Here is a 21,525-nt window from a genome sequence, read left to right on the forward strand (position 1 = left end):
TCGATGCTGAATTATTAGCAATAAAAAATATAAAAGCGGGTTAGAGTACCCTCATCCCCGCGCCTACTTTTAGTGACGTCTCATGACATCAATATTTTTCAATGATTCACCCGTACCAATCGCAACGCAATCCAATGGATCTTGCGCGATAAATACAGGGACACCCGTAGAATCAGAAATAACTTCAGAAATATGCTTTAATAAAGCACCACCACCGGTCAAAACGATCCCATGATCGATAATATCAGCGGCAATTTCTGGTGAAGTTTCTTCAAGTGTTTCTTTAATTGCAGCAATGATTTCTTCCACAATTTCATGAATTGCCCGAGCAATATCAATTGCTTCAATTTCAATAGTTTTTGGTAGACCAGATAATAAATCCCGGCCGCGAATCGTCATTGCTTCGATATCCCGTGCTTTTTCAACAGAGGCCGAACCAATACTGATCTTGATTTGTTCCGCTGTCCGTTCCCCAACTAAGAGGTTAAAGTTTTGACGGATATAGTTAATAATGGCTTCATCTAAGCGATCGCCGGCCATCCGAATAGAACGACTGGACACAATCCCGCCTAAAGAAATCGTGGCAACGTCTGTTGTCCCGCCACCAATATCTACAACCATACTACCTGTTGGATCCATGACTGGTAACCCTGCACCAATAGCTGCTGCAAATGGTTCTTCAATCACGTAAGCTTCTTTAGCACCTGCCATTTTAGTGGCATCAATAACCGCTCTTTTTTCAACTTCAGTGACACCGCTTGGCACACAAACCATTACAAGCGGTTTACTATTACCAATTACTTTTTCAATAAAATATTTCATCATAGCAGCGGTGGTATCATAATCTGCGATAACCCCGTCTTTCATGGGCCGAATGGCAACGATACTACCTGGTGTCCGGCCAATCATGTCTCTTGCTTCAGAACCGACGGCCAATACATCGCCATTTTTAACGTTTTTTGCAACAACTGATGGTTCACTTAAAACAATGCCTTTACCATCGATGTAGACCAATGTATTAGCAGTGCCTAAATCAATGCCTATATTTTTTGTTCCGATTCCAAACAAATCGATTCTCTCCTCAATATCATATCTCTTTTAAGTCAAGTAGCATTATAACATAAGGTTATCAATAAAAAAATAATTCAGTGATGTAAACTTACATAAATTAATAATTATATAATGTTTTCTGCCCGCAAACTCAAGTAGCTCTGATGGCCTACAATAATATGGTCCAAACAGCTGATACCCATCAGCTCACCACACGCCACTAATTTCTTAGTGAACGCAATATCATTTTTAGACGGTTTCGGTTGGCCGCTGGGGTGATTATGACACACCACAAAACGCGCACAAGACAATAATACCGCTTTATGAAAAATTTCTCTTGGGTGGGCTACTGAAGTGTTCAAACCGCCTTTAAAAATAATTTCATGACTAATAATCTGATTTTTATGATCTAAAAAGATCACCATCAGCTGTTCTTGTTTTAAACCGCGATAATATTTTAAAAGCCAATCCCCTAAAGCTTCACTGGACAAAACTGTCCCCTGCCTTAAAGTCTGTGCTAAATTAACCCGCTGTCCTAATTCCACAGCAGCTTTTAAGATCGTTGCTTTAGAGGGACCAATACCTCTAATCGCACATAATGCCTCAAAAGAAATATTTTGCAGCTGACCAACGTCACCAATTGTTTTTAAGACTTGATCACTCAGCAGTTCTACTGGTAAATCTTGGGTACCGCTACCTAATAGAACCATCAATAACTCTTGATCTGATAAAATAGCTGCGCTATGCAGCATCATCCGTTCTCTGGGCTTTTGAATCATTTCTAAAGACATAACCATCGTGAAAAAACTCCTATTTTTTCACTAAATTACGCTAATTAACCGTTGTATTTTTTATATAATCAATAACTTTTGCTAAATCTGGTAAAACAGCCACTGTTTTTTGGCGTAAAGCCGCATCTGGCTGAATTAAATCTGGAATCATCAACACATCAATACCTGCAGCATTGGCAGCGATAATACCATTTTTAGAGTCTTCCAAAACCAATAATTCTTGCTTCGGTTTATCAAAAACCTGCTGTGCTTTTAAAAATAAACTTGGATCTGGTTTACTAGCAGACACTTGTTCTCTAGTAATAATGGCCTGGAATTGTGGCGTTAGCTCATAAAAACCTAAGAATGCCTGGACCATTTTTTGGTTGTTGCTAGAAGCAATGATACTATTAATCCCTTGCTGCTGTAAATAACTCAGCAATTCATCCAAGCCTGGTTTTTTAGCCATTTCACCTGCTTGAACCATTTCCAAGACTAAATCTTCTGTTAGGGCATAAAATTCAGCCTGCTGCGCGGTATCTTTGAAATGAGCGGTGTTAAATTCATGAGCCTCTTCTTCTGACGCCCCCACTAATTCATAATATTCCTCAGCGGTAACAGGTGTACCCATTATTTCGCCGGCCTTGACATTAGCCTTTAAATAGATTGCTTCAGAGTTAAAAATTAAGCCGTCCATATCCCAAATAATACCTTTATACATTTAAGTTTGTCCACCTTCCAATAAAAAATGTCTTACTTCAGAGACTAAATAGATTGAACCACAAATTAAAATGAGCTCATTTTCAGAAGCGAGATTGTGGTAAGCCGCATAAAACGCATCTTGCCAAGTAGCAAAATACTGATCACTTGAGCGCATATAAGCTGTCAAGTCCGTTGCTTCAGCAGCCCTAGGCATTGCTAACGTCGTTAGATACAAAGTCATCTGCCGCGGTTGATGCAGTATTTTCAAAAGTTCTTCAATAGCTTTGTCTTTCATAAAAGCCGCCACAACATGCACTTGTGTATTCGGAAAATCACGCTGAATACTGGCTAATAATTCGGACATCGCCGGTGGATTATGGGCCCCATCTAAAACAATAAAGGGTTCTGTATTGATAACCTCTAAGCGACCCATTAAAGTAACCTGTTTTAAAATACGTTTTATCTCAGCAGCCGGCACTGTCACTTGCATTTCTTGGCAAAATACTGAAAATGCCATCAGTGCGACCGCCATATTGTCTACTTCAAAACGGGCGATGTTTCTAATTTTAATCGTTTTTAAATTTAAATTTTCGCTGGTAAAATTAAATGTCTGACTGTAGTCTGGCAACAAAGTCACCTGACTCACTTGAAAATCTTGTGCCATTTGATAAAGCGGGCTGTCCTGAGCCTGGGCCCGATCTTGAAAGATCTTATTGACCGTTTCAGGTACTTTACCAATAATTACAGGCCGCTGTGCTTTAATAACGCCGGATTTCTCAATCGCCACATCTTCTAAAGTTGGCCCAATTAACTGTAGATGGTCTAAGCCTACCGTGGTGATCACCGATAGCAGCGGGGTAAAAACATTGGTCTTATCATGCGTTCCGCCAATACCCACTTCAATAACCGCAATTTCAATCTTTTCAGCCCGAAAATAAGTGAACATAATTGCCGTTACCAATTCAAATTCCGTTAATTCAAAAGTCGGTTCTGTTTGACGAATTAATAAAATCTTTTGCCAAACCTCATTTGTCCAATACACTAAATCTTCATCCGAGATTGGTTTTAAATCGACTTGCATACGTTCATTGAATCGCTGAATAAATGGTGACATAAACGTCCCCACTTTAAAGCCTTGATCCAAAATTAAAGCGCTCAAAATTTGTGTGACTGAGCCTTTTCCGTTGGTGCCCGTGACATGAATCCCCTTAAAAGCCGTTTGAGGCTCACCAAGGGCCGTCAAAATACGCCGCATATTTGCTAAACTCGCAGACCGATGCTTCTTGGGTCTACTATGGATATAATTCAAAACCTCTTGATAAGTTTCCATTGCTAACCTCTGAAATTCACAAATTCTGTCACTTACGTAATAGTTTACTATGTTCCGTAGGCAAAATAAAGTCATCCTAAAAAAACAAGCCTGCAGACTAAATAATTTTTGTCCACCGAGGCTTGTTTTTAACAGGCTAACTTTAGTTATTAGCCTTCAGTTCTGCAATTCTAGCGTTTACAGTTGCTTGTTTTGCTTCGTAATCTGCTTGTTTTGCTTTTTCTTCATTTACAATCTTTTCAGGTGCTTTCTTCACAAAATTGGCATTGCTTAATTTCTTAACAACGCGATCAATTTCACCTTGTAATTTTTGAGCTTCCGTTGCCAACCGTGCAATTTCATCATCAATATTAATTAATTCGGCTAACGGTACAAAAATTTCTGCATTTGTAATGATTGCCGTCTTAGCCAATTTTGGTGCTTGGACCGTTTGGGCAATAGTCAATGCTTTAGGATGGGCAAAGCGCTGAATATATTCTTGATTGGCTTCTAAGATTTTTTGAATACTGTCATCTTTGACTTTAATCAAAATATCAATCGGTGATGATAACGGCGCGTTCACTTCAGAACGAATATTCCGAACCGCCCGGATAACATTAATCAAAACACTCATTTGTTCAATCGCTTGAGCATCTTCAAATTCAGCGTGCACTGTAGGATAAGGTGCCACACTAATTGAATCTCCTGCATGCGGCATATCCAGCCAAATTTCTTCAGTTACAAACGGTACAATTGGGTGCATTAATTTTAGAATTTGATCTAACGCATAAGCTAGGTTGTAACGTTTATGAGCTTTTGCAGCCACATCTTCACCAGCTAAAACTTCTTTACTCATCTCAATATACCAGTCACAAAAATCATTCCAGATGAAGTTATAAAGCACTCGGCCGGCTTCCCCAAATTCAAACTTCTCAAATAAACGGGTCACTTCTTTAACCGTTGCATTTAGCCGTGCAAATAACCATTTGTCTGCCAAATCAAATTGTGCTGTATCTGGCAAATCTGTTGGTGCTGGCGTGTCTTCTAAATTCATGATGACATAACGGCTGGCATTCCAAATTTTGTTAATGAAATTCCAAGCAGCATCCATTTTATCATAAGAAAAACGCGTATCTTGGCCCGGTGTAGAACCATTAGATAGGAACCAACGCAGTGCATCGGCGCCATATTTCGCAATCACATCCATTGGATCAATCCCGTTGCCTAAAGATTTACTCATCTTCCGGCCCTGTTCATCACGGATTAAGCCGTGGATTAACACATTCTTAAATGGTCGCTGATCGGTAAACTTCAGCCCTTGGAAGATCATCCGAGCAACCCAAAACGGAATAATATCATAACCGGTAACTAAAGTATTAGTTGGATAGTAGCGCTTGTAATCTGGTGCATCCGTGTCAGGCCAGCCCATTGTTGAAAATGGCCAAAGTGCACTAGAGAACCAAGTGTCCAGCACATCGGCATCTTGCGTCCAGTTTTCAGCATCAGCAGGCGCTGTCATCCCAACATAAATTTCGCCGGTTTCTTTATGATACCAAGCAGGGATACGATGGCCCCACCACAATTGTCTAGAAATAACCCAATCATGAATGTTATCCATCCATTGTGTGAATGTATTTTCAAATCGTGCAGGGACAAAATCTACCCGTTGATCCGTTGCTTGATTTTTTAAAGCTGCATCTGCTAATGGCTGCATTTTAACAAACCATTGCGTTGATAATCTTGGCTCTACTTGCGCGTCTGAGCGTTCTGAATGGCCGACACTATGTGTGATCGGTTCAATGCTTAATAAGTAGCCAGCTGCCTTTAAATCGGCAACAATCGCCTTTCTAGCCGTAAAGCGATCCATCCCTACATATTTACCAGCATTTTCATTCATTGTGGCATCGTCGTTCATAATATTAATCCGTTGTAAATCATGACGATTACCAACTAAAAAGTCATTAGGATCATGGGCAGGCGTAATTTTAACAGCACCAGTCCCAAATTCTTTGTCAACATAATGATCTTCAATAATTTCTAATTCCCGATCAAATAATGGTAAAATCACTTTTTTGCCGACCATATCTTGGTAACGTTCGTCGCCAGGATAAACCGCAATGGCTGTATCCCCAGGAATTGTTTCCGGCCGAGTTGTGGCGATTTCAATTGAACCAGAGCCATCTGCTAATGGATAACGAACATGGTAAAGGGCACCTTGATCATCTTTGTGAATGACTTCGATATCTGACAAAGCCGTCTTTAGTTCTGGGTCCCAGTTGATAATATATTCCCCACGATAAATCAGGCCTTGCTTATATAAATCCACAAATACTTTGCGGACAGCCTTAGATAAGCCGTCATCTAAAGTAAAACGTTCCCGGGAATAGTCTACAGAAATCCCCATTTTAGCCCATTGATCTTTGATGGTTTGACCATATTCATCTTTCCAAGCCCAAACTTGATCAATGAATTTTTCTCGACCTAAATCATAGCGCGTAACACCTTGTTCTCTTAACTTAGCCTCAACTTTAGCCTGTGTGGCAATACCGGCATGGTCCATCCCGGGCAACCACAAAACATCATAGCCTTGCATCCGTTTTTGGCGAATAATCATATCTTGTAACGTTGTATCCCAAGCATGGCCTAAATGTAATTTCCCAGTGACATTAGGTGGTGGAATTACAATAGAATATGGCTTTGCTTTTTGATCCCCACTTGGTTTGAATAATTTGGCATCCAGCCACTTTTGATAGCGGCCCGCCTCTACTTTTTGCGGTTCATATTTTGTTGACATCTTAGTTTCCACGAAACAAAACACCCCTTTTTAGATTCAATGAAAAATAAAAAGCACTCACCCTATATACATAGGACGAATGCTCTCGCGGTACCACCTAGCTTGGTTTTAACTAAACCCAACTCAATCAGATAACGGTCTAATATACCGGGTGAATTTACTGAATTCAAATCACCTGCTCCCAAGCTACTAGTTCTAATTTGAAAAAATAAGAAATGTTTCAGCCCAGCATTTCTCTCTCTAAAGCTTTTTCAAAATTTACCACTCTTGTTCATCGCATTTTTCATCATTATAAAGCGAACTTTAGAATTGGTCAACCATATCATTTTCAATTCTAGCTTGATTGCGATTAGACAAATAAATCAAATTTTGCAGTTCAGACGTTAAGTCAATGTAACGTACCGTCATCCCTTCAGGAATATCCAAACGTTCCGGTGCAAAATTCAAAACAGCGTGAACACCAGCCGCAGCTAAATTCTGCAGCACTTGATTGGCATCAGAACTAGGCACGGTCGAAATGGCCGTGGTAATTTCATTTTCTTTAATTTTCTCTTTTAATAAATCCATGCCATAAATCGGTACCCCACTGACAATCGTATCTGTCAACGTTTCATTAACTTCAAAAGCAATAGTAATCTGTAAGTTCGGGTTGCGACGAAAATTATTTTTAATTAAAGCTAGTCCTAAGTTACCAACACCAATTAGAGCAATTTTTTCTAAGCGTTCAATATTTAAAACTTTTGCAAAAGTTTTTTCCAAAAAAACAACGTCATAACCATAACCACTGCGGCCTAATTCACCAAAGCAAGAGAAATCTCGGCGAATCGTTGCAGAAGGTACGTGAACAATTTTACTGAATTCCTGAGACTTAATCCGTTGTACCTGATTTTCTTCTAACATTTTGAGATACCGGTAATACATAGGAATTCGTTCAGCGGTTGCATTAGGTAAATCGATGATATTTTTCATAACGGCTACCTCAGTTTGTAAGTTATTTCACATAATATAGTACCACTTTATGCAAACGCTGACAACATTTCTAATCAAAACATTTAAATCCCCGCTATTTCAAAGCTTTTAGAACAAAAAAAGTCTGTTCAGCATGGTTATTAGAAAGCGCCATGTTGAACAGACTTTTCAAAATCTTTAAAGTAACTCGGAGATTTCTTGATTTACAGCATCATCTTGATGCAAGAATTTCTCACCAGCTTGTATCTTCGTAATTTCTACACCGGCTAATGCCCGTTGTTCCAAATCTTCAATGGCCAATGCTTGTTCGTAATGCCGGGCTTTTTGCGTATCTGGATGGGTTTTAGGCTGTGGTGGGGCAAAGATTGTGCAACAATCTTCAAACGGTTGAACTGATAGATCAAAAGTATCAATCTTGCGTGCAATATCAATGATCTCTGTCTTATCCAAAGTTGCTACGGGCCGCAAAATTGGCGTTGTGGTGACATCATTAATGGCCGCCATACTTTCCAAAGTCTGCGAAGCCACTTGACCAACAGATTCCCCATTAAAAATAGCTAACCCCTGGCGTTGCGCCCGCAATTGATCTGTCAACCGCAGCATGAAACGCCGTTGGACCGTCATCAAATAACCTTCAGGTACTTTTTCTTTGATCGTTTCTTGAATTTCAGTAAACGGTACTTGAATAAAGGTCACTGGTCCAGCATAAGCTGCAATTTTACCAGCTAATTCTTTAGCTTTATTCAACGCATCTTTTGTTGTATAAGGCGGGCTGTAGAAATGCACCATTTCGATCTCAACGCCTCGTTTTAAAGCCAAATAGGCTGCAACCGGCGAATCAATTCCACCAGATAACATTAACATGCCCTTACCCGCAGTCCCCACTGGTAACCCTAAGGCGCCTTGGACCGTCAAGTAAGAAACATAAAAGCCATCCCGGCGAACTTCCACCCGAACTTTGACGTCTGGCTGTTTCATTTTAACAACTAAATCCGGCCGAGCATCGGTAATAAAGTCGCCGACAGCCAAATTAACATCATTTGTATCTAATTCATAGTCATGAAAAGAGCGACGGGTGTTAATTTTATAAGACATCCCCGCAGTTGGCGCAGCTTCATTCACCATTTCTAAAGCGACTTGTTTGACTTGTTCAAAATCGTCAATGGACACACGAACGACTGGTGAATAAGTTTGAATACCAAAAACGTGATCTAACGTTGACATGATTGCTGTGGCATCTTCACCATTTAAAACGATGTGCATCCGGTCCCGTTTAGGATGAATGCGGATTTCTGGAAATGGACGCAGTGCTTTTGTAATATTGCCGTTTAAGCGTCCGATAAAATCTTTTCGATTTTTCCCCTTCGTAGACAGTTCCCCGTAACGGACCATCACTTCAGTATATTTCATTAAATTTGGTCACTCCTATTTCTTAAAATCTTGGTCATAAATCTTAGAAAAATGATCATAAACCTCATCAAATGCTTCAATAAAGGCATCTGCTTCAGCTAATGTATTTTTTTCGTCAAAACTCATCCGTACAGCGCTCTCTGCAATGTTGTTCGGTACAGCCATTGCCTTTAAGGTCCCTGATTCAGCACCTTTTTTCGAAGAGCAGGCACTCGTTGTCGAGATATAAATATCCTTTAGTTCAAAGGCATGAACGATTGTTTCACCCCGAACGCCAGGAATACTAAAACATAAAATATGCGGTGCAAATTGCGGCGTATCTTGTGAGAATACCACAACATTCGCCTTTTGTTCAATATGTTCTTTGATTCGGCGCTTAACCGCTGCTTGACGGGCTACTTTGTCAGCTTCATCCGTTAATTCTATCCGTAAAGCCTTCGCCATCGCTGCGATACCTGGTGTATTTTCTGTACCGCTACGCATATCCCGTTCTTGGCCACCACCGGTCAACAATGGTTGAAATAGCCGGTGCCGTTTGGCGTAAATAAACCCAACGCCTCTAGGACCATGAAATTTATGCGCAGAGAAAGTCAAAAAGTCTACTCTTGGTTCTTGGAGTAAGTCGTCTAAACCTTTTCCCAGCGCTTGAACAGCATCCACATGAAAATGAATGGTTTGGTAATCTTCTAAAACTTGGGCCAGTTCATGAATCGGCTGAACAGCGCCTATTTCATTATTAACTGCCATAATAGATACTAAAATCGTATCTGGTCGAATCGCTGCCTTTAAACTTTTGGCAGAAACGAAGCCTTCTTGATTCACAGGAAAATACGTTACTTCAAAACCTAATTTTTCTAGCTGCTTCATCGTATTCTTAACGGCCCCATGTTCAATCTGGGAGGTAATAATGTGTTTGCCAAAAGGTGCTTTTTCCATAGCAGTGCCCTTAATCACCCAGTTATCGCCTTCTGTGCCGCCACTGGTGAAAAAGATTTCGTCCATTTGACAGTGCATTAAATTCGCAACTTGCTGCCGAGATTGTTCCAATAAATCAAATGCTTTTTGTCCAACAGCATGCAAGCTAGATGGATTGCCCATGAAATTTTGACTCACTTTAACATAGGTGTCTAATACGGCTGGATCAATCTTCGTCGTGGCACTATTATCAAAATATATCATATCTTAGCCTCTTATCGTAAAATTTACTTACAAATTATAACAAATAAGCCGCTACAAAAAAAGAGAGGTGGGCTCAAAAGTAATTTTTGAGTCAACTTCTCTTTGTTGGCGGGGGTTAGGCTATGCTTTAAATCACCCCATCTTTTGTGACGCGCTTATACTAACGAGTTCTTTTTACTTTGATAATAGCTGTCTTCAATTTTCTTATAAGCGCCGGGTTCGAGTTGTTCTATCACTGTGGCAACACGGTCTAAGGCAGCTGAATAGTTATATTCGATATTAAATAGGTGGGTGGCGTCACTAACCGCGTTGGCGACGTCGGTATTTTCAGAGCGATATTTATTGGCGTACTGCAACATTTGCTGGCCTAAGTAGGCGGCGTCAATTAAATCTTCTGTTTTTTGTTTTAACAAATCAATATCTTTTTGCGTCAGCATTAATTGTTTTGTAATCTGATCTAAATCAATTTTGACCTGATTCAAGTCATGCTTTAACTGGTTTACTTCATCCACCACAACATAATAAAAATCTAAATAGTCTTTGGATAACCCCGGCAAATTAAACTGGCTTACCCGCCGTTTTACGTTCCGGACGGTTGCTTCAAAGTCTTTCACACTTGTTAGCGCCAGCTGTTCACCCTTATGTAGCGCGGCTACTTTTTCATGAATACTGACTTGTGTTGTTTCAGTTTCTTTCAAAGTTTCTCGATATTTCTTAAAATCAGCCGCCACCACCGAATAAATGGCATTCTTTTCGGCAACCGCTTGAATATCTTGATCAAAACTGCTCTGAAGCTCATGCAGCTTTTGACGCAAAGCTTGGGTTGTTGTCAGTTCATCGTTAGTAAAGATATAACTTTGATTTAAATGATCTAATTCATTTAACAAATTCTGATTTTGTCGTTGGGCGTGGGCAAAAAATTGATTCAGCCGATCTTGTTCTGCTTTAACAAAAGTCTGACTGTCAATTTCTGTTTGCATCACTTCATAAATATGGTCAATTTTCTCGCCTTCTTGTTTATTTCGATTTTTGACCATATCAATATCTAATTGTCCTAGTATTTGTAACGTTGTCATTTGAAAGCGCCGCAATTTAGCAATTTCACCGGGAACATCTACAGCCGGAAATAAAAATTGCTGTTTACGCAGCACATCAAACCCTTGCTGCTGTTCGTCTAATTGCGATGTAAAGTCATTAACAACTTGCGCATACAGCGGCCGAACGGCGATAATATGTGCTTCTAGCTGATCGATTTGTTTGTCAACTTGATTTAAAGCATTTTGTTCTTCTAAGTAATCGCTGCTGTGGTTTAACTTTTCCGCATTATCAAAGCCATTTTCAATGGTTGTTAATTGATTTTCTAAGGCGGTTAAAGCTGGTCCAAAAGCAAAAGATTGCGTTAACAACTGTTTACGTAAATCCTGATGCCGCGCTTTTAAGGCCGCAACTTTTTGTTCATTTTGTTTTGCCTTTTCTAAAATTTTGTCAAAGGCTTCTGAAACCTCAGCCATTTGCTTTTCGGCATCCCCTAAAGCCGATTCCGCCTGCCGAATTACTTTCTTGCTGGTAGGAAAATGAACCATTGAATTGTCATCTTGCGCAGTCGTTAAAATTTCATTAATTTTGTCAAATCCGGCAGTCGTTAGGGTATGATAAGTTGTCCCCCATTTTTGATAACTGCTCAAACTTTCGCCACTCAAATTTAAGGCATCAATTTTTTGAATCTTACCATCTTGTGGATGATTCGCTAACTCAAGCTGCCGGGTTTCTAATATTTTTATTTTCTTTCGATTTGACCCAATTTGATAGATCACTAAGATATAAGCAGCCAGCGCAAGAATTGCAACTGCTACCAAAAAGTACAACATAAAAAGCACATCCTCCAAAATAAAAATTCTATAAATTTGCATATATTTGAAATTGATATTAAAATCTACGTTAAATTATACCAGATTGTGACACTTCTAAGTATTAAAAACTTTTTTAGTTGCTTTCTATTATATGAAAAGGATTGATTTAATGACTGAAAACCCATTGGCCATCTTGCCTGAACAGCTAGATGCCTTATTAACCGATGAAAAAAATAACATTGCCAACTTAGCAAATGCCTCAGCATTATTAATGCAAAGTTTACCAGATATTAACTGGGCTGGCTTTTATCTTTACAATACAGCACAAAAAACATTGGATTTAGGTCCCTTTCAGGGCAAAGTCGCTTGCATGCATATCCCAATTGGTGAAGGTGTCTGTGGGACAGCTTTTGCGGAAAATAAAATATTGCGGATCGCAAACGTTCATGAATTTGCAGGTCACATTGCCTGCGATAGCGCGAGTAACTCTGAAGTTGTTTTCCCGCTGACCGTTGACAATGTCAAATATGGCGTTTTAGACATTGATGCGCCTATATTAGACCGCTTCAGCGCAGAAGATGAACAGATTTTAGGCGAATTTGCAAAAATATTGATGAAACACCTTGCTATTGCATAAGCAAAGATGTTACACTAGCCCTTGTGTAAAATAATGCAGCGGCAAGTGGTAGATCCGGCAACAGTTGTTGGCACTACATGTAAATGTACTCAATAACGTTCAACTGTGTAACCTTACGGTGCTGCTAAGGTGAAGGTTGTAACATCAACTGAACGGCTACTGAACTTGTATTGAATTATTTTACTCCAACAAAATTATTGGAGGAATTCATTTATGTCTCGTTATACTGGCCCTCGCTGGAAATTATCCCGGCGCTTAGGTATCTCTTTATCTGGTACAGGTAAAGAATTAGCACGTCGTCCTTACGCTCCTGGTGACCACGGTCCCAATTCTCGTCGTAAGATCTCTGAATACGGCATGCAATTACGTGAAAAACAAAAATTACGCTTGATGTACGGCTTAAACGAACGTCAATTTAGAAACCTTTTCGTTCGTGCCGGTAAAATTAAAGAAGGTAAGCATGGTGTTAACTTCATGATCTTACTTGAAAGACGTTTAGATAACGTTGTTTATCGTTTAGGTTTAGCAACAACTAGACCTCAAGCACGTCAACTTGTAAGTCACGGCCATGTGACTGTTGACGGCAAACGCGTGGACATCGCTTCTTACGAAGTTGAACCTGGCCAAGTTATTGGCTTGCGTGAACGTTCTCAAAACTTGGATATTGTTAATGCTGCTATTGAAGCAACAGTTGCACATCCAGCTTACACAGCTTTTGATGCTGATGCTAAAACTGGCTCATTAGTTCGTTTACCTGAACGTGATGAATTAGAACCAGATATCGACGAAGCCTTAGTCGTTGAATATTACAACCAAATTCTTTAATATTCAGTATGATACACGCCTATTTTGGGCGTGTTTTTTTTTTGACATTAAGCAGTTATTTTTTTGCTGCTTTTTAATCAGTTCAACAATTAAAAGGCAAATACGCTATAATATCCTATTTCCGTACTGAGCATAAAACAGGCCCCGAAAAACACATGTCTTCCATGTATTTTTCGGGGCTTGTTTATGCTTTGACTAACTTGGGCATTATGCGTCTAATTATACTCTGATTGTCTTCTAAACTGGCAGCGATTGCGGCACTAGACAAGTCCCCATCTGCATAAATTTTAACGTACGCTAGAATATGCACCGCGTCACTTAATTTGTGTGAAAATTTCATGGTTACACTTCATCTTTAATCCTCTATTACCAGCCTAAAGCACCTACACGTTAATTTCTAGTTATCGTCAAGATATTAAAATTCAGCCTGATAGTTGCACTTTAAGAACGCTACATGCCTTCCAGTTGGGTAATTAGTCCGCCTTTAATAAATGATGTGCTTGCAGATATTGTTTGGCAACAATAGCGGCCTTTTCATGCTTGACGGTCACTTGGTAGTTCATCTGTTGCATGTCTTTTGTCGAGATCTTGCCGGCAATACGATTGAGACTCTTCACGATTTGTGGATGCGTCTTAGCAAAACTTGTCAACATCAATGGTGAACCTTGATATGGCGGGAAGAACGACTTGGAATCCGTCAACAACACCAGGTTATACTTCTTAATCTGTGGATCAGTGGTATACGCATCGGTAACCTCTAAGTCCCCTTGCGCCAATGCTTGGTAGCGCAAAGACGGCTCCATTGTTTTAACATTGCCAAAGTTAAGCCCATACGCATTTTTAAGACCGGGGTAACCATCGCTTTGCTGGTAGAAATCAGGATCAAAACCCGCGCGAAACTCTGGGTGTTTGGCAAGGTCAGCAATCGTTTTCAGTTGGTACTTATCGGCGGTGGCTTTAGTGACCGTCATGCCATAGCCATTTTGGTAAGCCATCGGACGCAGCAACGTCATGTCAAACTGCTTTGATAGCGCCGTTTTACTGTCTTGGTAGGCAGTGGTTGGGTCGTGACTAATCGCCTTGTTGGTCTTAACCAACGACTGGAGTACCGTGCCGGTAAATTCGGGATAGATGTCGATTTGTTTAGATTTGAGGGCCTTGAACAAGAAACTGGTACCCCCGAAATTACGCTTAAGGGTAACGTTCATGTTAGGATCGTCGTCTTCAATCAGATCCTTGTACATATTGATAAGGATCTCCGGTTCGCCGCCCATTTTACCGGCGATGGTGATGGTTTCAGTTTTTGGTGCGGCAATTGTGTATACGCCGTAAGTACCGCCACCAATAACGATCAGTGCGGCTAAGCTAATCAGGATACGCTTCAAGGAAGTGTGAGATAGCAGTTTGATGAGCCAGCTGGCAACCAGTGCTAAAGCTGCCGCTAATAGCGCACCAATCAGTAAAGCAGCGTTGTTGTTGCTTTGAATGCCTAGCAAGATATACGTCCCAAGGCCACCGCCACCAATCAAAGCCGCAAGCGTAGCGGTCCCGATGATCATAACCACGCCAATGCGAATCCCAGACAGAATCATTGGCATCGCTAGTGGAATCTGCACCCGCAGGAGTTTATAGCGCCGAGAGACCCCCATCGCGTCAGCGGCTTCAATGAGCAACGGGTCAATGTTGGTCAAACCGGCGTAAGTGTTTTGGAACACCGGCATGATGGCATACAGCACTAAGGCAATAATTGCGGGTACCGTGCCGATGCCGACAAATGGGATCAAGAGGCCAAGAATAGCCAGGCTGGGAATTGTTTGAATGATACTAGCGACTTGAAGGACAAACTCACCCGCACGGCGATGGTTCATCAAGGCAATCGCCAGCGGAATGGCAATAATGATGGTGATGATTGTGGCAATCAGTGCCACTTCGATGTGCTGGCCTAAGGCAATGAGAATTTCATGGCTATTATTTTGGGCGTAGCGCAGAGTTTCATTAAACATAAGGTGTGTCCTCCTTCTCTAAGGTCGCCAAGTAGCCAATTAGATCACTCGCCATGAGCTGTTGTTCACCGACCTGAACGACCAGATGTGGGTCAGCTTTGATGGCGGCAGCCCAGCTGTAAATAGACGTCGTGCTTGGCAATATTTTAGTGGCGGCATTATCAGCAGCATGACCGAAGCCTGCAGCGATCACTTGGGCCAGCGTGCGCTGGGAGGCAATCACGTCTTTGAAGAAATCTGCGACGAAAGCATTGGCGGGTGCGGCGATTACCGCCTGTGGAACGCCTACTTGTTGCAGCACACCATTGTGCAGTACCGCCATGTGGTCGGCAAGGCGCAAGGCCTCTTGCATATCGTGAGTGACAAAAATAATAGTGGTATCCAATTCCTTATGTAGTTTCAAAATCAGGCCTTGTAGTTGACGCTTGGATACGGGGTCTAACGCAGAGAACGGTTCGTCCATCAACATCAACTTTGGATCAGCAGCTAACGCACGGACAATCCCGACACGCTGGGCCTCACCACCTGATAATTCGGCGGGTTTGCGCTGGGCATAAAGCATTGGGTCAAGGTCGACCAGCTGCAGCAGTTCTTCGATACGCTGCTGGATTTTGCGTTTCTCCCAGCCGAGAGCTTCCAACTGTACTGCAGCGTTTTGCATTACAGTCATATTTGGAAATAAGGCACTGGATTGTAGCACATAGCCGATGTGTTGCCGCAGTGTCTGTAGGTCGCCTGCTGCGACATCCTCACCATCGATGAGAACTTGGCCACTGGTCGGCACAACCAAGCGGTTAACCGTCTTGAGTAGCGTGGTTTTACCACTGCCAGACGGTCCAACCAATACAAACAGTTCACGCGATTCGACGCGTAAGTCGACGGCCTGCAACGCCGTTTCGTCGGGATATGTTTTGGTAATAGCTTTGAATTCGATCATATTATTTTCTCTCCTGTTGTTTTAACATTAACCGGTTCTTTTAATATTAACACCAATTTAGGAATTCGCAAGAGTTTTTCTGAAAAATATTTTGAGCAGAACAAAAAAACCACCATCACAGCAATTTAGCTGAGATAGCGGCCAGTTGTATTAGCACGTTTAGAACATACCGTTAGTATTTTTGCCTGCGGCAGGGACAATCTGTAGCACGTCGAAGTGTTCGAGAATTTTGCCGTCGTCATCCAAGCGGAAGATATCCATGCCGGCATAGTCTTGGTCACCAGGCCAAGTCTGCTCGCAATGCAAAACGACATAGTTATCTTCGGCGATCACCTTATGAAAAGTGACCTGTTTACCCGGATACTCGCGAGCCATGCGCTCAAAATATTCGATGAAGGCTTCCTTACCGTCAGCAACTTCTGGGTTATGCTGAATGTAGGTCTCACCGACGTACTTATCGATTGCTGCACGCGGATCAGACTGGTTGAACATCAGATCATAAAAAGCAGTGACATTCGTTTTGTTACGTTCCAAGTTTGACATGGTATAACTCCCCTTTTTGACGATAGCATCACCAACAATAATAATGTTTGTATTTTGTTTTTTTAATATTAACATGTATCGTTGATATGTCAATCGTCACAATCCAATAATCCTTACAGCAAGTTCCCTAGCGAAAGAAAATCTACAGCCTAAACGTCACTTAATAAGCGCCTGTTTAATACAAACTTAAGATCGCTCACCACGGCAATTTCGTTTTGTTAATACATCTGTAAGCAAAAACCGCCCAATCAGCCTTACGCTGATCAGGCGGTTTTTTTTAGATTCGGTTATGCGGGGTTCGAACTGATCTTTTGGTAAATGGTAAATAAATCCGTCATTGTTCGCGTCAATAATTGTTGCTGTGCCTGTTCATCTGTGAAGATTACCGCTGTTTTAGGTATCAAACGGCCAATCATAAATTCGCCTTTTTTAGTAGTTTCAAATCGACGCACCACTTGTTCAAAGTTAGCTGGTGTCAACGACAAAGCTTTAGGTTGGGTATGATCTTTAGCAATGACTAAATCTGACATTGCCCATAAAGTAGACTCAGCGGCCAGCTGACGTAACTTGGCGCCATATTGCTGTCGCTCAGGTACTTCAGCCAATAGCGCAAACCAAATAAATAATTGATCCGGCCATAATCCGACTTCAAAATGCGGTAGCATCTTGTAACCTCGAGCCCCTTCCCCAATGGCAAACCACGTATCTGGTGGCGGATTTTTATGTCGGCGTAAATGCTTGGCAATGTGTAAATAAAACTTCTGGGTGGCATCAGCTTCAAAATTTGCAATCATCTGGGTGCCCATGCGCTCAAATTTTGGATCCAGCTGTGTTCGAATTTTTGCTAAGCGGCCTTCCAAAGTCGGGTCGTCAAAAATATTAAAATCTTCATATGTGATCATTGGCTATCTTGCTCCAATTCTGGAAATAAACTCTTGAGTACAGCATTCGTCAAATCAGCGGTTGCCCCCATATATGGGAAAAGATGCGGTAATAAGCTAGGGGTCGCACAAACTTCGGTGACGATTGCTTGCTGCTGCAGCGGTTGATAAGCTTGATAAATATTGGGAATCACCATTTCAATGGTCCCTTGATTTAAGCCTAAAATTTTGGCGATTTCTAAAGCCAGCGTTTGATAAGTGTAATCCACTTCATCCAAAACGTTATACGTATCCGCCCCTGCAGCAACGGCTGTGCGCTGATCTAAAAAGACTTGAATGCCTCGGCCTGGCACACTGGTCTCCGTTAATTGCTGCGTTGCCAAATAGGCTTGAACCGCTGCGCTTAATTCCAGCGTCAACAATGGTTTTTGGCCTAAATGCCCCCGACGTTGATCATCATTTTTTTGATCAATCAACGCCGCAATGTCACTATGCCCATCCCCAACCACGTTACTCGGTACTTTTTCAATAATTGACAAAACCTGCTGATCTAGTACATAAAACTCGTAAACAGACTCTGGCAAATAAGCTTGAATCAATACATTTTCATCATAATCTGTGGCCGCCAAAAAAGCTGCTGTGAACTGGGTTAAATCAATAGGCTGCTTAAAAATCTGTGTGGCACTGGGTTCTAAAGTCTGTTGCGGCTTAATAACTAGCGCCTGGTGGGCAAAATGCTGTTCAAAAATCGCCTTAGCTGCTGATAAGTCTGAAGAAACAAAACTTTTGATAGTGGTTATCTGTTTTGTGGCTAACAACTGACTGAGTGCTGTTGGATCCATTAACAGGGACTGCAGCACTAGAGGATTTTTGGAAGTACATTGACCTTGACTGATAATTTCTTGATGTTTACCTAATTTGAGCTGCAAAATTTCACTTGTTTCATTCAAAAACCGATAATGAATACCCTGTTTAATACTGCCACTCAAAATTTGCTGGGTTTCTAAATTTTTAGCGGTATAGCCCCGTAGCTGATAATTTGTCCCCTGGGCAATTCGTTTGTTTTTTTGTGCCAATTGCTGGCCATACTTATAATCCCCGGTGTCTTGGTAAGCTTGTGCCAATTGCGTCGCTGGCAGTGCTTCTGGTGTTTGCAAAATCGCGGCCATTTTTTGCAAGCTCTGTTCATAATCGGTATTCTTTAAATATTGATCATTTAAATTTTTAAGCCGGGTCAAATAATTTTTAATCGGTTCAACGTGCGCGCTAGGCATTGTAGGGTCTTCGCCAGTTACCGCAAAGAATAATTTGCGGTTTGTCTTTAATTCTTCATGAGTCGGCGTGTTTTCTAACAAAGCGCTGATTAAAAATAACTGAATAAACTGCAGCTGATACTCAAACAAGCCATCTGCTTGATTAGGCTGTAAATCAAAAACACTGAGCTGCAAATATTGAACCCCTTTGTGAAATTCAGGATCGCCTGCTTGGGGTCTTAAAAATAAAGGCGCATCCAAGGCACTCGTTACCATTTGTCTTGCAGCCTTTTTCAAACTCGTTAAATAGGCTTCAAAGCTTTGGATCGTATCTAAATTTAAAAAACGCTGATCCTGCAATGCTGACCGTTTTAAGCCTTGATTGGCGGGAAGCGTTGAGGGGGTAGCACCAAAAAAATAAGCCAATATGTACAAGTTACGATAAATATTTTGGGCCAAATGGATGTAGACATTATTTTTAAAATCTGTATAAGTTGCATATTGACCTTGATAGTCGCCTTCAAAAAGATACTGCAATAGATTTTCTGGCAATACAAACCGAACGTTGATTTGTGCTGCGGATCTAGGTGTATTATAATTTTGTGGCTGTTGTATTTCAGCGGGTAAATAACTCGTCGGCCAAATGACCGTATTTTCAGCAATATTTTGGGCAATTACGGCGTCAATCGCCTTTAACTGGGCATACGTTTTTTGCACATCTGTGAAAAAATCAGTACTAATCTGCAATTGTGTTGCCGCTGATCGGCGCTTAATATAAACATTCTTCTTGAGATCTGGTAACTGACTAGCCGCCGTTAAAACTTTTTGTCCATGATCATCACTTACAAGATCTAAACTTTTTTGAACACTGAGACTGCTCTGCAGCAACTGTGCCAAAAAATGGCTATCCAAAATTTTCTGTCCAAAATCTGACAACATACTTCCACCTGCTTTATCCGATATTACATTTCTTTTATTATAACTTGCACAACCTTGATTGTACATGACTAGCCTAATGCTAAGAAAGGAGTCTTAATTTGCAAAAACCACTTGCTTATCGTATGCGGCCCACATCCATCGAAACGATTGTCGGTCAGCAGCATTTAGTCGGTCCGGGTAAAATTATTTACCGGATGGTTCAGGCTAAAATGCTGTCCTCAATGATTTTATACGGTCCACCAGGTATTGGTAAAACGAGTATTGCCAGCGCAATTGCCGGCAGTACAAAATATGCTTTCCGTGCTTTAAATGCAGCGGTCAACACTAAAAAAGAGCTGCAGATTGTCGCTGAAGAGGCTAAAATGAGCGGTACTGTCATTTTATTATTGGATGAAATTCATCGTTTAGATAAAACAAAACAAGACTTTTTACTGCCCCATTTGGAAAGCGGCCGTATTATTTTAATCGGCGCAACAACTGAAAACCCTTATATTAATATTTCCCCGGCCATCCGCAGCCGAACTCAGATTTTTGAATTAGAGCCCCTCGCTGCTGCTGATATTAAAACCGCCTTAAAACGGGCTTTAACGGATAAAGAAAACGGTTTGGGTCATTATTCCGTAACCTTAACCCCTCAGGCCTTAGCACACTATGCCAGTGCCACAAATGGCGATTTGCGCAGTGCGCTAAATGGCTTAGAGCTCGCCGTGCTATCCACTGCACCAGACCCAAAAACAAAGACGATCACGATTGATTTACCGATCGCCGAGGAGACATTACAGAAAAAAGCATTTTCCCATGATGCAGATGGGGATGCCCATTATGATGTTATTTCGGCTTTTCAAAAATCCATTCGGGGCAGCGATACCGATGCAGCCTTACACTACATGGCCCGCTTAGTTGAGGCCGGTGAATTAGTCAGCCTCATGCGACGCTTATTAGTCATCGCCTATGAAGATATTGGCATGGCCAATCTACCGGCTTGTGCCCGTACGGTTAATGCCGTATTGGCTGCTGAAAAACTAGGCTTACCAGAAGCCCGAATTCCTTTAGCTGATGCCGTGATCGAATTGTGTTTATCCCCTAAGTCTAATTCGGGGATTTCTGCAATAGATGCGGCTTTAACTGATGTTCAAACCGGCCATAGCGGTGAAATTCCTAAAAACTTAAAAGATGCCCACTATAAGGGGGCTGAGGCTTTAGGCCGCGGTGTCGATTATCAATATCCTCATAACTTTAAAGGGGATTTTGTTGTTCAACAATATTTACCAAATAACTTAAAAAAGAAACAATATTATGAACCTAAGACAAATGGTAAGTATGAGCAGGCATTCAAAATTCAATATGAAAAATTAAAAAAGCTCCTTAAATAAATTTTTTTATGTTATCTATACCGCTTTGTTGCATGCTCAATTTAAGTGTGATACATTAAATGTATGATTACTAAGATGTACGACGATTTCCAATTATGGTT

At 41.2% G+C, this 21,525-nt stretch carries 17 protein-coding genes, 1 pseudogene and 1 other annotated feature; of the genes and pseudogenes, 3 read left to right on the plus strand and 15 right to left on the minus strand.

The genetic code is table 11. From position 1 onward, the window contains the following. Positions 1-69 precede the first annotated feature (69 nt). The 9 genes from EKM93_RS06680 to EKM93_RS06720 all read right to left on the minus strand — a co-directional run bounded on the left by EKM93_RS06680 (position 70) and on the right by EKM93_RS06720 (position 12,051). The gene (locus EKM93_RS06680) at positions 70-1,068 is read right to left on the minus strand and encodes a rod shape-determining protein (protein WP_125714266.1); all 999 of its coding nucleotides are present in this window, start codon (positions 1,066-1,068) and stop codon (positions 70-72) included. A 107-nt stretch (positions 1,069-1,175) separates the two neighbouring features. Next, positions 1,176-1,847 carry a RadC family protein gene (gene radC, locus EKM93_RS06685; RefSeq protein WP_125714268.1) on the minus strand — a complete coding sequence of 224 codons (672 nt, stop codon included), beginning with the start codon at positions 1,845-1,847 and terminating at the stop codon, positions 1,176-1,178. A 34-nt stretch (positions 1,848-1,881) separates the two neighbouring features. Then, positions 1,882-2,541: an HAD family hydrolase gene (locus tag EKM93_RS06690; protein WP_125714270.1), complete on the minus strand. Its 660-nt coding sequence runs from the start codon at positions 2,539-2,541 to the stop codon at positions 1,882-1,884. Further along, positions 2,542-3,852, minus strand: coding sequence for a bifunctional folylpolyglutamate synthase/dihydrofolate synthase (locus EKM93_RS06695; protein ID WP_164507016.1), 1,311 nt, complete (start codon positions 3,850-3,852; stop codon positions 2,542-2,544). A gap of 142 nt (positions 3,853-3,994) precedes the next feature. After that, positions 3,995-6,625: a valine--tRNA ligase gene (locus EKM93_RS06700; RefSeq protein ID WP_125714274.1), complete on the minus strand. Its 2,631-nt coding sequence runs from the start codon at positions 6,623-6,625 to the stop codon at positions 3,995-3,997. Between the two features lie 68 nt (positions 6,626-6,693). Next, positions 6,694-6,909: a binding site (T-box leader), on the minus strand. Positions 6,910-6,928: 19 nt separating this feature from the next. Further along, a complete protein-coding gene (locus EKM93_RS06705; RefSeq protein ID WP_125714276.1) occupies positions 6,929-7,594 on the minus strand; it encodes a redox-sensing transcriptional repressor Rex in 666 nt (221 codons plus the stop codon). A gap of 177 nt (positions 7,595-7,771) precedes the next feature. Further along, complete coding sequence (gene thiI, locus EKM93_RS06710; RefSeq protein ID WP_125714278.1) at positions 7,772-9,004, minus strand: tRNA uracil 4-sulfurtransferase ThiI; 1,233 nt, start codon at positions 9,002-9,004, stop codon at positions 7,772-7,774. Positions 9,005-9,019: 15 nt separating this feature from the next. Next, on the minus strand, positions 9,020-10,183 hold the full coding sequence (locus EKM93_RS06715) for a cysteine desulfurase family protein (RefSeq protein ID WP_125714280.1): 1,164 nt from the start codon (positions 10,181-10,183) through the stop codon (positions 9,020-9,022). 155 nt (positions 10,184-10,338) lie between these two features. Then, positions 10,339-12,051, minus strand: a complete 1,713-nt coding sequence (locus tag EKM93_RS06720; RefSeq protein ID WP_164507017.1) for a septation ring formation regulator EzrA — start codon at positions 12,049-12,051, stop codon at positions 10,339-10,341. A gap of 151 nt (positions 12,052-12,202) precedes the next feature. Here EKM93_RS06720 and EKM93_RS06725 point away from each other — a divergent pair, with 151 nt between their 5' ends. Further along, entirely contained in the window at positions 12,203-12,670 is a 468-nt protein-coding gene (locus EKM93_RS06725; RefSeq protein WP_125714284.1) for a GAF domain-containing protein, read from the plus strand. A gap of 213 nt (positions 12,671-12,883) precedes the next feature. Then, the gene (gene rpsD, locus EKM93_RS06730) at positions 12,884-13,495 is read left to right on the plus strand and encodes a 30S ribosomal protein S4 (RefSeq protein ID WP_125714286.1); all 612 of its coding nucleotides are present in this window, start codon (positions 12,884-12,886) and stop codon (positions 13,493-13,495) included. Positions 13,496-13,682: 187 nt separating this feature from the next. On the opposite strand, the pseudogene EKM93_RS06735 reads toward rpsD, so the two are convergent. The 6 genes and pseudogenes from EKM93_RS06735 to EKM93_RS06760 form a co-directional block, all read right to left on the minus strand. Then, a pseudogene (locus EKM93_RS06735) lies at positions 13,683-13,835 on the minus strand (Rrf2 family transcriptional regulator); the annotation flags it as partial. A gap of 133 nt (positions 13,836-13,968) precedes the next feature. Further along, on the minus strand, positions 13,969-15,498 hold the full coding sequence (locus tag EKM93_RS06740) for an ABC transporter permease/substrate-binding protein (protein WP_125714290.1): 1,530 nt from the start codon (positions 15,496-15,498) through the stop codon (positions 13,969-13,971). After that, complete coding sequence (locus EKM93_RS06745) at positions 15,491-16,435, minus strand: ABC transporter ATP-binding protein (RefSeq protein WP_125714292.1); 945 nt, start codon at positions 16,433-16,435, stop codon at positions 15,491-15,493. The genes EKM93_RS06740 and EKM93_RS06745 overlap by 8 nt, the downstream gene beginning before the upstream one ends. A 159-nt stretch (positions 16,436-16,594) precedes the next feature. Next, the gene (locus EKM93_RS06750; protein WP_125714294.1) at positions 16,595-16,978 is read right to left on the minus strand and encodes a nuclear transport factor 2 family protein; all 384 of its coding nucleotides are present in this window, start codon (positions 16,976-16,978) and stop codon (positions 16,595-16,597) included. Positions 16,979-17,265: 287 nt separating this feature from the next. After that, positions 17,266-17,880: a DUF1054 family protein gene (locus tag EKM93_RS06755; protein WP_125714296.1), complete on the minus strand. Its 615-nt coding sequence runs from the start codon at positions 17,878-17,880 to the stop codon at positions 17,266-17,268. Further along, entirely contained in the window at positions 17,877-20,051 is a 2,175-nt protein-coding gene (locus EKM93_RS06760) for a hypothetical protein (protein WP_164507018.1), read from the minus strand. Before EKM93_RS06760 ends, EKM93_RS06755 begins: the two co-directional genes overlap by 4 nt. A gap of 98 nt (positions 20,052-20,149) precedes the next feature. Here EKM93_RS06760 and EKM93_RS06765 point away from each other — a divergent pair, with 98 nt between their 5' ends. Beyond that, positions 20,150-21,424: a replication-associated recombination protein A gene (locus EKM93_RS06765; RefSeq protein ID WP_125714300.1), complete on the plus strand. Its 1,275-nt coding sequence runs from the start codon at positions 20,150-20,152 to the stop codon at positions 21,422-21,424. Positions 21,425-21,525 lie beyond the last annotated feature (101 nt).

This window comes from Agrilactobacillus yilanensis (genome assembly GCF_003946725.1).
In the GTDB taxonomy this organism is placed as follows: domain Bacteria; phylum Bacillota; class Bacilli; order Lactobacillales; family Lactobacillaceae; genus Agrilactobacillus; species Agrilactobacillus yilanensis.